The organism is Nonomuraea typhae (genome assembly GCF_009760925.1).
GTDB classification, from domain to species: domain Bacteria; phylum Actinomycetota; class Actinomycetes; order Streptosporangiales; family Streptosporangiaceae; genus Nonomuraea; species Nonomuraea typhae.
The window spans coordinates 12588-26061 of sequence record NZ_VRLV01000008.1 but is presented as its reverse complement, the minus strand read 5'-3'; the positions used below and the strand labels follow the sequence as shown (position 1 = coordinate 26061).

Below are 13474 nucleotides of genomic sequence, written 5' to 3'. Positions count from 1 at the left end.
AACACCCACCATGAGCACCACCACCATGCGCGCGGTCCAGATCACCGAGCCGGGCGCGCCCTTCTCCGTCACCCGCGTCGCCGTGCCCGAGCCGGGTCCCGGCCAGGTCCGGGTCCGGGTGCACGCCTGCGGCGTGTGCGGCGGCGACGCCATCGCCCGTTTCGGCCTGCTCGGCGTACGACTGCCGCGCGTTCCCGGCCACGAGGTCGCCGGTGTCGTGGACGCCGTCGGCGCGGGTGTCACCGTCTGGCAGCCCGGCCAGCGCGTGGGCGCCGGCTGGCACGGCGGCCACTGCTTCACCTGCGAGTTCTGCCGCCGCGGTGACTTCGTCAACTGCGAGCAGCGCGCGATCGTGGGCGTCAGCTACGACGGCGGCTACGCCGAGTACCTGCTCGCGCCGCAGGCCGCGCTCGCCCGCGTCCCCGAGCAGCTCAGCTTGGAGGAGGCCGCGCCGCTGATGTGCGCGGGCGTCACCACCTACAACGCGCTGCGCAACAGCGGCGCCCGCCCCGGTGACACCGTCGCCGTGCACGGCCTCGGCGGCCTGGGCCACCTGGCCGTGCAGTACGCCGACAAGATGGGCTTCCGCGTCGTCGCCGTCAACCGGGGCCGCGACAAGGAGAGCCTGGCCCTCGACCTGGGCGCCGACGACTACGTCGACAGTGAGGCCGGCAGCGCGGGCGAGGCCCTGGCCAAGCTCGGCGGGGCCCAGGTCGTCCTCGGCACGGTCGGCGTGGCCGCCGCGCAGGCCGACATCGTCCAGGGGCTGCGTCCCAACGGGCGCCTGCTGGTCATCGCCGCCGACCACGACCACCAGCCGATCCCGGTCAGCGGCGACCTGCTGGTCTTCGGCCGGCGCGAGGTCGCCGGCTGGTACAGCGGCCACGCCCAGGACAGCGAGGACGCGATGAACTTCGCCGCCCTCACCGGTGTCCGGCCGCTGGTCCAGACCTTCCCGCTGGAGTCGGCCGAGGAGGCGTTCCAGTCGATGGGCAGGGCCCGCTTCCGCAACGTGCTGACGGTCTGACCTCGTTCGGCGGGTGCGCGTCCCTACAATGGCCGGATGATTCGCGCACTACGCCTAAAAGATCGCAAAGCACCTGCTGACTCCCCGATGACGTGCTGAGCGCGGCCGGGCTGAGCGCCGACGAGGAGACCGCCTACCGGCTCCTGGTCAGGACCTCCGGGGCGGCCCCCGCCGAGCTGGCGGAAGAGGCCGGCGTCACGGAGGAGGCGGCTCAGCTGGTGCTCGGCTCCCTGCTGGCCAAGGGCCTGGCGCGCGTCGTGCCGGGTGAGCCCGACAGGTTCACTGCGGTCGCGCCCGACGTGGCGCTCGCCGCCCGCCTGCACCGGCGGCAGGAGGAGGTCGATCGGGCCAGGCAGGCCGTGGAGCAGCTCACGGGGGAGTACCTCGCCCACGCGCGGCGCCGCGAGGCCGCCCAGCTCATCGAGGTGCTCACCAGCAGGGCGGCGTTGCGCGAACAGCTGCGCCTGATGCAGGACAACGCCAGGAAGGAGGTCGTGAGCCTGTGTCGCGCCGGGCATGTGGTGATGACCTCACAGGAGAACCTCGAGGAACTCGCCGCGCTGCGCCGCGGGGTCGGCTTCCGGGTGCTGTACGAACGCGCCCTGCTCGAGGAGCCCGGCATGCTGGTCAACCTCGCCGAGGGGATCGAGCTCGGCGAGGAGGCGCGTTCCCTGCCCGCCATCCCGGTGCGGATGATCATCGCCGACGGCGAACTGGGCGTGCTGCCGCTGGTCCAGCACACCGGCGGGCTGACCCAGCTCACCGCCGCGCTGGTCCGGCCGAGCAGCCTGCTGGAGGCGCTCAAGGCGTTGTTCGAGAGCCTGTGGGAGCGCGCCACCCCCGTCGGGCGCGCCACGCCGGGCAGCCCGCTCGACGCCGACCATCGTTACCTCCTGTCGCTGCTGCTGGCGGGGGTGCCGGACAAGTCGATCGCCACGCAGCTCAAGGTCTCGCAGCGGACCGTCCAGCGCCGGATCACCGACCTGATGGAGCGGGCCGGCGCCCAGACCAGAATGCAACTGGCCTGGCACGCCGCCCGCGAGAACTGGCTGTAGCGGTCGATGAGAAAGAGCTGTGCCGGTCAACGTGAACCAGGTGTGCCGGTCGATGTGAATCAGGTGTGCCGGTCGATGTGAATCAGGTGTGCCGGTCGGCGTGAGCCGGGTGTGCCGGTCGGCGTGAATCAGGTGTGCCGGTCGGCGTGAGCCGGGTGTGCCGGTCAAGGTGAACCAGGCGTGCCGGTCGGCGTGAACTAGGTGTAGCGGTCAGTACGCCCTGATCACCGTCTGCCTGATCTGGTTGCCGCCGGAGTCGGTGGCCGTGACCCGGATCGAGGCATGCGGCCGCGGCGCCGCCGCGCCGTAGCGGCCGTGGCCGAGCGGCAGCACCGGGTGCCTGCGCCAGGTCGCGCCGTCGTCGTAGGACACCTCCAGCCGCAGGTCCCTGGCGTTCAGCCCGGTCAGGCCGCGCTGATGACGTACGGCGAAGCCGAGCAGGCCGGGCCGTACGTCGTAGTCGACCTGCAGCAGCGGCAGGACCTGCTGACCCGGCCTGGAGCGGAACGTCCAGGCGGTCTCGGTCGCGACCGACCGGTTCCACTCCTCCGAGGTTCGCTTGGCAGACAGCTCCAGCCGGTACTCGGCCTCCTGCGGCACGGCGGGGAAGGCGCCCCAGGCGGCCGCGCGCTCCTCGACGAGCCGGCCGTCCCTGAAGAACCTGGCCGAGACGGTGTCGTTGTCGTCGCCCGCGCGGGAGACGTGACCGGAGGCGTCGGTGAACTCGGGGATGTGGATCTGCAGGGTGTCGCCCTCGCGGGTGGAGGGCTTCAGCCAGGCGGGGATGGCCGGGCGGATGACGGCGTCGTGCCAGCTCTCGGTGAGCCGCTCACCGGGCCGGTAGGTGCGGGGCGGCTCGGTGAGGCCGGTCTGCAGCTGCTGGAAGTCGCCGTAGACGAAACGATGGTTGACCAGGTGCTGCCAGAAGGACCCGTCGGCGCTGACGTACTCGGCCCGCTGGGACGGCGTCTTGACGATCCGCTGCGTCTCCATCTGCCAGCCCAGGCCGTAGACCTGCCAGGGCCGCCAGCCGAACCGCTGCTCCTTGGCCCAGGGGAAGCCCCCCAGGTCCTGATATTTCGTGTCCACGCGGGCGGTGTTGCGGTAGCTCACCTCGTGCAGGATCTTGTCCGGGACGTGCCCGGGGGAGACCTGCATGACCTCATAGAGGTACGGCGGCGCCATCGCGCCCGTGACGTCCAGTGGCGCCCGGCCCTTCCTGACCTGCGCGAGCAGCTTCTGCCCGTGGTCGTAGGAGATCATCATGACCGGGATGGGCAGCGTCCCGTTGACCGGATTCCAGCCGTTGTCGAGGGCGTCGTCCGGCGTCATCACGATGATCGCGGCCACCGCTCCCGCCTTCACCGCGGACCTGGCGGCCTCGTCCCAGTTCACGGAGCCGTCGCCGAACACCGCGACCCTGCCCCGCGCGCCCGCCGTACCCTCGGTGAGCCGCCACAGATGGCGGCCCTCCAGGGGACCGGAGATCCCCAGGAAACCCATCGGGTAGGTGGTGCCGGCCACCCGCGCCGTGATCTTCGGCGCGGAGAGCTGCCAGCGGGAGGCGAACTCGAACGTGCCCTCGCCGACCGGCTTCGTCGGCGAGACGTTGAGACCTTCGATCGTGTCGAAGTTCGTGACGCCCTGGGAGATCTTGCGCTCGCCGTAGGCGCGGTAGGTGAAGTAGGTGAAGATGCCCACCTGCTCGACCGGTTCGCGCACCTTGACGGTCACGGGCGTGGTCTTGCGGAAGTCGAGCACCACGTCCATGTCCCGATCGACCTTCAGCTCGGGGATGACGACCATGCCGTCACGCGGGTGCATGCGGTCCCACGCGGTCCCCAGCGCGAGCGCCTGGGTCATGTAGGTGCCCTCGGTGACCTCCACGGTCGTGCCGTCCGGGCGCACGTGGTCGAAGACGTCGTCCTGGCGCGTGGCGCCGAACATCGACAGGGTGTCGGTGGCGAGCGGCCGGCCCGCCGCGTCCACGGCGGTGAAGCGGACCGTGTGGCGGGGGCCGGTCCAGGTGAGCGCCAGCGTGGTGTGCACGCGCACGTCGCCGGCCGTGGCCGTCACGAATCCGCCGTGCCGGCCGTAGGCCAGCTTGGTCAGGTCCACGCCGACCTTGACCTCGGCGGTGCCGCCCGCGGGGACGGTGACGGTGGGAGCGCCGAGTTCGGTGCCCTGGAGGGTGCCGGCCAGCTCCAGGACGACCGGCGCCGCCGTACCGTTGGTGTAGGTGATCGTGCCCTCGGCCTTGGGCTGTCCCTCGGGCTTCTTCTCGTGCTTGCCGAGGTTGACCACAGCGGTGGCCGTCACCTCCTGCCGCAGGGCGCGGGCCACGTCGAGGCGTCCCGCGCCGCCGTCGTCCACCGTCTGGCCGGGTACCGTCCTGGCCGCGCCCACCAGGGCGTCCTTGATCTGGGCCGCCTTCCAGTCCGGGTGGCGCTGCTTGAGGATGGCCGCCGCCCCCGCCACGTGGGGAGTGGCCATCGAGGTGCCCGACGCGGCCGTGTAGCGCTCGTCCACCGGCCGGCCCATGCCGGTTCCCGCCGCCCTGGCCGCCACGATGTCCACGCCGGGCGCCGTGAGGTCCGGCTTGGGCGCGTCGTCCAGGCGCGGGCCCCTGCTGGAGAATTCGGCGATGGCGTCCTGGGCGTCCACGGCGCCGACCGTCAGCGCGGCGCCGGCCGCTCCCGGGGTGCCCACGGAGTAGGAGGCGCCGTCGTTGCCCGCGGCGACCACGAAGAGCGCGCCGGTGCTCGCGGTGAGGTTGTCGACGGCCATGCTGAGCGGGTCGGTGCCGTCGGTGGGAGCGCCGCCGAGGCTCATGTTGATCACCGACGCGCCCTCGGCGGCGGCCCATTCCATGCCCTCGATGACGCCGGACAGGGTGCCGGCCCCGTCGTCGTCGAGCACCTTGCCGACGATCAGTTCCGCGCCCGGGGCGACGCCCTTCTTGCCGGTCCCGCCGGCGATGGTGGCGGCCACGTGGGTGCCGTGCCCGTTGCCGTCCTTGGCGTCCTCGCCGCCGGTGAACGTCTTGGCCTGCTTGACCCGGCCCGCGAGGTCCGGGTGGGTGGTGTCGACGCCGGTGTCGAGGACGGCCACCTTGACGCCCTTGCCGTCGTAGCCCGCCTGCCACGCCTCGGGCGCACCGACCTGGGGCACGCTGCGGTCGAGCGAGACCTTGACCTTGGCGTCGAGCCAGATCTTGGCCACTCCCTGCGCCAGGCTCGCCCGCGGCTCGTCCAGCGACTTCCACAGCTCGCCGATCGTGCGCTTGTCGGCCGCGACGGCCCGGCCGTTGACGCTCTCCAGCGGGGTCGCGGCGGCGGTTTTCGCGTCGTAGACGAACAGCAGGGGCAGTTTGTCCGTCGTGGCGTCGTCATAGCCCTGCTCGATCAGGTCCGTCACGGAGAACAGGCCCGGGTCCAGCCTCTTGGCCGCCAGGTAGGGAACCATGTCGACCGGCAGGACGCGCAGCTCGCCGTTCTCCTCCGTGGTCTGGAACCCCATCCGGTCGCGGCCGGGCCCCGGCTTCACCTCGACCGCCCGCCTGCCCTCGCCCGCGTCCCGGACGGTGACCACGTCACCGGTGATCAAGGTGACCTGGTGGACGCCGGCAGAAGGGACAGGCTGGGCCGCCGCGGGTGATGAAGGACTCAGCATGGCGGCGGCAGACACTCCTGCCGCCGCCACATGTGCGGACCAGTGCATGGGGTAAACCTCTCGAATCAACGTGCGGTGATCACGAGAGTGGGTGATGACCGGGCAGACCCGCCAGCGGGCAGACCTGCCGTTTGTCTGACATGTCGCTTATGTGACAACGTCAGCCTCTGAAGCGACCCTCTGTGTGACAACGTCAGCTTCTGCAGCGACCCTCTGTGTGACAACGTCAGCCTCTGAAGCGACCCTCTGTGTGACAACGTCAGCTTCTGAAGCGACCCTCGCGCGAGTAGACGCAGGTCCCGCCGCCGCAGTTCGGGCTGGAGTTCCAGCCGTCGTCGTAGGAAACCTTGCGATGGCGCTTGATCGAGCCCTTCGTCGCCTCCTGGTGGTGCCACGGCGGCACGAGGGAATCGAAGTGCTTCACGTAGTTGCCCAAGGCGTTCCTGTAGTAGATCCGGTGCCGGGCCCAGAGGGTGCTCGGCGAGCCCTGCGGGGTGCAGTTGATGACGTGGCTGTCGGCGTAGCGCTCCTTGAAGCCGCCGAAGTCGAAGGTGGTGTACGACGTCGGCGCCAGGCCGGGCACCCCGGCGTCGTCCCAGAGGGTCCAGGAGTACCACGAGACGTTGCAGGCCGCCGTGCCGGAGTTGACCGCGCTGGCCGGGGCGGTGAGGCCGCCCGCCGTGACCGGATCGCCGGTGATCCGGCGCCGCGCCAGCTCGGGCGGGAGGTCGGCGCCGTGATCCTCGACGAGCCGCCGGGGGACCGCCACGTCGGGCGGGGTGATCTCCAGGAACGTCTGCAGGAGGCTGTCGCCGTTGTCGCGCACGATGAGCGGGGCGCGGCCGATCATCCCGGTCTGGACCATCCCGACGTCGTCGGACGGTCGGCTGTCGGTGAAGGTCACCGACAGGCCCGTCGTGTAGTCGAGCTGGGCCAGGAGGATCTCGGTGTCGCTCTCCTCGGTGCCGGCGATGGCCGGGGAGGGAGCGAGAAGCAGGGTGACGGCGATCGCCGCCAGTGCTGGGCTGAATCTCATGCGGACACGGTAGGAATGGATCTTTCAGTTGCCTTAAAGGTGAGCTCAGCGCATACTTCGCGTGTGCCGGCAATCGATCATGTGCTGCCACGACCTCGGCTCATCGGCTACCTGGACCAGATCACGCGGCACCGGCTCACGGTCGTGACCGCCGGACCGGGCGGCGGGAAGACCTCGGCCATCCGCCTGTGGGCGCGCGCCCGGCCGGACGTGCGGATGAGCTGGCTGGCTCCTGTGGACAACGAGGCCCTGGTCGAGGCATTGGCCGCGCTGGTGGGACGGCCGCAGTCGGCCGGGCCGTCCGCGGACGACCCCGCCCGTACGGCCGCGCTGGCCGCCGAGATCGCCGCCGCGCTGCCGCCCTCGCTGGTGCTGGTCGTCGACGAGGCGCAGCGCATCGCCCCGCTGACCTTCGGGGCCCGCCTGCTCGAGGCGCTCTGCCTGCACGGGGGCGACAACCTGCACGTGGTCCTGATCTCGCGGTCGGCCGCGCCCTTTCCGGTGCAACGGCTGCGCGGGCTCGGCCACGTCTTCCACGTCACCGCGGAACACCTGGCCTTCACCCCGGAGGAGACGCGCTCCCTGGCCCGGACCGTGCTGGGGGAGGAGACCGGCGGGCTGGCGGAGGAGGTCCAGCGGCTCACCACGGGCTGGCCGGTCGCCGTACGGCTCGCGCTCGGCTGGCTCAGCGGGCTGCCCGCCGCCGACCGGCTGAGCCGGCTCGCCTCCGTCGCGGATCCGCTCTTCGACTACCTCGTCGAAGAGGTGCTCGACCACTGTGACGCGCGAACCCACGCGTTCCTGTGGGCGACCGCGTCCCTGCCGTGGTTCACCCCGGACCTGTGCGCGGCCATCGGCCTCGAGATCTCGCGCGAGGAGATCAGCGCGCTGGCCGCGCAGCACATCCTGATCACGCCGGGCGGCGGCGGTTACGTGGCGACGACCCTCGTCCGTGAGTTCGCCGGGGACGCGGGGCGGCCCCAGGCGGCGAAGGCCGCCCGCTGGTTCGAGGAACGCGGCTTCGTCCGGGAGGCCCTGGCCGTCTGCGCCGAACCCGCGCACCTGGTCACGATGATCGAACGCTGGAGCGACAAGATGCTGGCCGACGGGCATCCGGCCGAGCTGGTGCGGGCGTGCCACGCCGTACCGGCTGGATCGCGGACGGCCGCGATCGACCTCGCGGAAGGCCAGGCCCGGCAGGTGCAGGGCGACTGGGCGGGCGCGCTGGAGTGTTTACGGCATGCCGACGCGGCCGAGCCCGCCGTGGCGTGGCGGACGGGGATGATCCACTACCACCGCGGCGACTACCGGGCGGCGCTGGCCGCGTTCGAGCGCGGCGTCGTCGGCGATCGCGCGACCTCCGACGAAGGCATGCTGCTGGCCTGGACCGCCGGCGCCCGCTGGATGTTCGGCGACCTCGGGAACGCCGCCCGGCTGGCCCGGCGCGCGCTCGAGATCGCCTCCGGCTGCGGGGACGAGCGCGTGGCCGCCTGCGCGCACACCGCGCTGGCCATGGTCGCCCACGACGAGGGCGACCGGGCCGGCAGCGAGCGGCACAGCGGGCTGGCGATCGCCGCGGCGGAGAACGCGGGCGACCTGCTGGTGGCCGTGCGGGCGCTGTCCAACCGCGCCTCGCACCGCACCGAGGAGGCCCGCTACGCCGAGGCCCTGGCCGACCTGGAGCAGGCCGTACGGCGGGCCGAACTGGTCGGCGCGCCGGTCAACGCCGCGGTCGCCCTGCACAACCGGGCGGAAGCGCTCCTCGGGTTCGGCCGGCTCGACGAGGCCCTGACCGACTTCCGGCAGGCGCGCGACCTCCTCAGCCAGGTCGGCAGCGACAAGCAGGGGCACCCGCTGGCCGGCCTCGGCCGGGTGTACCTGGAGCGCGGCGACCTGATGCGGGCCAGGACCAGCTACGAGGACGCGCTGAACCACGCCGAACAGCTCAACGACGTGCACCTGATCCAGGCGGTTCTGGCCGGCCTGGCCCGCATCCACGCCGTGGACGACCCGGAGCGAGCCGTTGACCTGGCAGACCGCGCGGTCGCCACCGGCGGCGGGTCCGGCGAGGTCGGCGCGCTGCTGGCGGCCGGGTGGGCGTGGGCGGAGGCCGGCGACCGGGCCAAGGCCCGATCCTGCGCTGAATCGGCGCGCACGGCCGCCGCGAGCCGGCGGGACCGGGCCGCCGCGGCGGAGGCGCTGGAACTGGCGGCCATCGTCGCCGCCGACACCCCGCAGGCCCGCCGGGACCTGCTCCTGGCGGCGGGCGAGATCTGGACCGAGATCGGCAGCCGCCTGGGCGCGGCCCGCAACGCCTACGCCCGGGCCTGCCTGGAACGTGCCGGGGTCCGCGAGGCCGAGCGCGAGCTGCGGCGGGCGGGCGTCCGCGGCCCGCAGCACTCCGGCGCTGGGCTGCTGCGGGCGGTCACGCTCCTGGATCACGGCGCGGTGCGCTTCTGCGTGCTGGGCGAGGTACGGCTGAGCCGCAACGGACGAGCCGTGCCTGCCGCGGAATGGCAGTCGCGCAAGGCCCGGGACCTGCTGGCGTGGCTGGTCTGTCAGCGCGGCCGGCCCGTCGCGAGGGAGGCGGCCGTCGAGGTCCTCTGGCCTGGCGAGGACCCGGTCGGATGCGCCAACCGGCTGTCCGTCGCGCTCTCGACCGTGCGGTCCATCCTCGACCCGCAGCGCACGTTCGGCCCCGGGGCCTTCGTCAGAGCCGACAAGTACGCCATCCAGCTCGACGGGCTCCGCGTGGACGTCGAGGAGTTCCTCGCGGCCGCCGCCGAGGCGCTGCGCGCGGAGGACGACGATCTGCTCGTGGCCGCCGAGGCCCGCTACACCGGTGACGTGTGCGAGGACTCTCCCTACCACGGCTGGCTGGAGCCCCTGCGTGAGGAGGCGCGAGCCGTCCACCAGGCGGTGCTGCGGAAGATCGCCTCCCGGGCACGGCGGGCGGGCGAGCACGACACGGCGATCCGCTACCTGCTGCGCCTGCTCGAACGAGACGCCTACGACGAAGCCGCCCACCTCGACCTGACGCTGACCCTGATCAGAGCCCGCCGCCACGGAGAAGCGCGCAGGCGTTACCGGATCTACGTCGAGGCCATGGCGGACCTGGGCGTGGAACCGGCGCCGATGCCCTCGGACGCGCTGCCGTCGGCAGTGGGCGGCTGACCCGACCCGGCGCCAACTTTGTGGCCCGGGACAGCATCCAACAACCCATGGCGGATGCGCTGATCGACGGAGACCCAGAGCGACTGGGCGGCTACTGGCTGGCCGGCCGGGTCGGGGAAGGCGGCCAGGGAGTCGTCTACGAGGGCTACGACGAGAAGGGGGACCGCGTCGCGATCAAGGTGTTCCGCGGCGACCCCTCGGCCCAGCCGCGCCTGGCCAGGGAGGCCGCCGCGGCCCGCCGGGTTCCGCCCTTCTGCACCGCCCGGGTCCTCGACGCCGACCTGGACGGCCCTCGGCCGTACATCGTCTCGGAGTACGTCGAAGGGCCGAGCCTGCGGCAGGCCGCGCGGGTGTTCGCCGGCGACGACCTGCACCGGCTGGCCACCGCCATGGCCACCGCGCTGACCGCCATCCACGACGCGGGCGTCGTCCATCGCGACCTCAAGCCGGACAACGTGCTGCTCGGCCCGGACGGGCCGCGGGTCATCGACTTCGGCGTGGCTCGCACGCTGGAGATGTCCCTCACCTCGGCCCAGGTGCTGGCCGGTACGCCCAGTTACATGGCCCCGGAGGTGTTCTCGGGCGAGCGGGCCAGGACGGCGGCCGACGTGTTCGCGTGGGGCGCGACCGTGCTGTTCGCCGCGACCGGGCAGGATCCGTTCCGGGCCGACTGGCTGGGCGCGGTCATGCACCGCGTCCTTTCCCACGAGCCGGACCTGTCGGTGCTGCCGGAGCCGCTGCGGGAGCTGGTGGGCGCGGCGCTGGCCAAGGACCCGGGGGAGCGGCCCACGGCGAGGGAGCTGCTGCTCGGGCTGGTCAGCGGGGACGGCCTGGACACGGCCCGCCTGCTGGCGCAGGGCGCCGGCACCGCGGACGGAACCGGCCCTGTGGACGCGGTCGGTTCGGCCGGTCCGGCTGGTTCGGTCCGGAGAACGGCGTCGCACGGTCACGCTGCCGGCCGGGGCGCTCATGACCATCACCGCCCGTTCGCTCGCGACCCCGCGCTCAGCACGCTCGCCGAGGACGCCTACGCCGCGCTCGGCCCCGCGGAGCGGGAGCTGGTCCCCGAGCTGTTCCTGCGCCTGGTGACCGTCACCGACACGGGCGACCTGGCCGTACGGCAGGCCGCCCGCACCCAGCTGCCCGCGGGGATGGGCCCCGTCCTTCAGGCGTTCGCCTACCTGGTGTCCGCCGGCGATCCGGTGCGCCTGCTGCGTCCCGCCCTGCCGCTGGCCTGGCCCCGGCTGCGGGCGTGGATCCAGGCCGACCGGGACGGCCTGGCGCTCTATCAGCGGATCGCCGCCGCCGCCACGAGCTGGGCCGGTGGCGGGCGCAGGGACGCCGACCTGCTGCACGGCAGCACCCTGGACACCGCGCAGCGGTGGGCGGCGACCGGCCGCAGGCACATCACGCTCACCCCGGCCGAGCGCGACTTCCTGGAGGCGGGCGCCGCGCTGGCCAGGCGGAGGGGACGCAGGGTCAGGGTCCTGTCGGTGGCGCTGGCCGGCATGCTGGCGCTGGCGCTCGCGGGGGGCGGCGTCGCCGTCTATCAGAGCGGGCGGGTGGCCGAGCAGCGGGACCTGGCCGAATCCAGGCAGCTGGCGGCGCTGGCCGACTCGGTCCGGCTCAGGGACCCGGTGCTGGGCATGCTGCTCAGCGTGGCCGCGCACGACATCGCCGCCACGCCGCAGGCCACGGCGGCGATGCAGCACGGCCTCACCTCGGCGGCCACCCGGTCGTTCACCGACCCGGCCGCCGTCGCGGTCAGGGCGCTCAGCGCGGACGGCCGGCGATTGTTCAGCGCCTCCGACGGCGAGGTGCGGGTGTGGGACACGCGCACCGGACGCAGGACGGCCGCCTTCCGGCACCAGGGCGGCGACGTCATCGGGATGGCGGCCAGCCCGTCCGGCCGTACGCTCGCGCTCGCCACCGGCCGGGAGGGGGTCCGGCTGTGGGACACGGCCACCGGCGCCGCGCTCCGCCCCCGCTACCGCCTCTTCGAAGGTGCGGCCGACTACGACTTCGCGTTGTCCTACAGCGCGTCGGAGGACGTGGTGGTGGTCCGGATGGGGCAGGGCGCCACGTTCTGGAACACCCGGACGGGAGCCAAGACGCAGGTGTCCACGCTCGGCGGCGACCTGGAGGTGACGCCCGACGGAAAGACGGCCTGGTACACGCTGATGGGCGACGTCCTGCGCCGCCGGCCGCTGCCCCGCGGGCGGGAGAAGAGGATCCGGCCCTGCCCGCGCACCTGCCAGAACTTCGCGCTGAGCCCCGACGGCACGAAGCTCGCCGTTCCCGGGCCGGAGCAGGAGATCGAGCGGCTGATCGCCGGCTCGGGCAAGGAGTCCGACCGCAGCCTGTCCGGCTGGAAGGGCGGCGCCCTCTCCTGGAGCGGGGACCTGGTCGCCGCGCTGGGCGACAACGGGCTGCAGGTGTGGCGGACCGGCGACGCCACGATGATCCTCAACGAACCCGTCGTGCCCGGCGCCGCCGATCTGGCCTTCGACCCGGCCGGCCATGACGTGAGCTACCTCGCCGGCGACACCGTGGTCAGCTCCGGGCTCGACCCGTGGCCGCGCCAAGGCCAGGGTGCCCAGTTGCTCAGTTCGGACGGCACCCGCCTGCTGGCCGGCCGTACAGTCCGCAACCTCACGACGGGCAAGACGATCACCCTCCCCGAGGACACGGTCTACCCGCGCGCCTTCAACGCGACAGGCTCGGCCATCGCGACGGGCGGCGACACCGCGGTCACCGTCCACGACACCACGACCGGCAGACGGCTGGCCGAACTGCCGCTGGGCGACGAGGCGCCCCAGGCCGTGGCCTTCAGCCCGGACGGCGCCCGGCTGGCCGTCTCCGCCCAGACCTACATCCGCCTGGCGGACCTGGCCGGCAGGCGGATCTGGCAGGTCCCGTCCACCATGACCGCCGAACTCGCCTTCACCCCGGACGGACGCCACCTGTTCACCGGCGACGGCTTCCTGGACGCGGCCACCGGACGCCCGGCCGCCACCCAGCCCCTCGGGAAGGGGGTGCGGGGCCTGAGCTTCTCCACGGACGGCACCGTCTTCGGCTGGCCCGACGGCTCGGCCAGGATGGCGTTCTGGCGCCGAGGCACCCCCGAGCCGTCCTCGGCCCCGCTGCGCGACCTGCCCGCCCAGACGCAGCTGACCTTCTCCCCGGACGGCGCCCTCGTCGCGGCCGTGGACGTCGACGGGGCACGGGTCTACGACGTCGCCTCAGGAATCCCGCTCACCACCATCACCGACCCCTCGATCAGCCAGGCCGGCTTCTCCGGAGGCCGGCTGCTGGTGCTCGCCGACGAGAAACTGGCCGAGTACCCGATGGACCCGGCCACGGTGTCGCGCCGGGTGTGCGCGAGGGCGGGCCGCTCGCTCACCGAGGCCGAATGGGCCGCCTACGTGCCGAGCCTGCCGTACCGGACCGTGTGCGGAAGGTGACCGGGCGCTACGGGTACGGCGCGCCGTAGCCGCCCGAACCCCCGAA

At 73.0% G+C, this 13474-nt stretch carries 6 protein-coding genes; 4 read left to right on the top strand and 2 right to left on the bottom strand.

Annotation, left to right across the window (positions count from 1 at the left end; all coding sequences use genetic code 11):
* Nucleotides 1-10: 10 nt before the first annotated feature.
* Nucleotides 11-1027 carry an alcohol dehydrogenase gene (locus FVE25_RS28810; RefSeq protein WP_157250240.1) on the top strand — a complete coding sequence of 339 codons (1017 nt, stop codon included), beginning with the start codon at nt 11-13 and terminating at the stop codon, nt 1025-1027.
* Nucleotides 1028-1119: 92 nt separating this feature from the next.
* The gene (locus FVE25_RS28805) at nt 1120-2082 is read left to right on the top strand and encodes a helix-turn-helix domain-containing protein (protein WP_157250239.1); all 963 of its coding nucleotides are present in this window, start codon (nt 1120-1122) and stop codon (nt 2080-2082) included.
* A gap of 210 nt (nt 2083-2292) precedes the next feature.
* Here FVE25_RS28805 and FVE25_RS28800 read toward each other — a convergent pair whose 3' ends face one another.
* Entirely contained in the window at nt 2293-5802 is a 3510-nt protein-coding gene (locus tag FVE25_RS28800) for a S8 family serine peptidase (protein ID WP_157250238.1), read from the bottom strand.
* Between the two features lie 211 nt (nt 5803-6013).
* Nucleotides 6014-6790 carry a hypothetical protein gene (locus tag FVE25_RS28795; RefSeq protein ID WP_157250237.1) on the bottom strand — a complete coding sequence of 259 codons (777 nt, stop codon included), beginning with the start codon at nt 6788-6790 and terminating at the stop codon, nt 6014-6016.
* A 63-nt stretch (nt 6791-6853) separates the two neighbouring features.
* Here FVE25_RS28795 and FVE25_RS28790 point away from each other — a divergent pair, with 63 nt between their 5' ends.
* Nucleotides 6854-9964 carry an AfsR/SARP family transcriptional regulator gene (locus FVE25_RS28790; protein WP_157250236.1) on the top strand — a complete coding sequence of 1037 codons (3111 nt, stop codon included), beginning with the start codon at nt 6854-6856 and terminating at the stop codon, nt 9962-9964.
* Between the two features lie 47 nt (nt 9965-10011).
* Complete coding sequence (locus tag FVE25_RS56425) at nt 10012-13428, top strand: WD40 repeat domain-containing serine/threonine-protein kinase (protein ID WP_157250235.1); 3417 nt, start codon at nt 10012-10014, stop codon at nt 13426-13428.
* Nucleotides 13429-13474 lie beyond the last annotated feature (46 nt).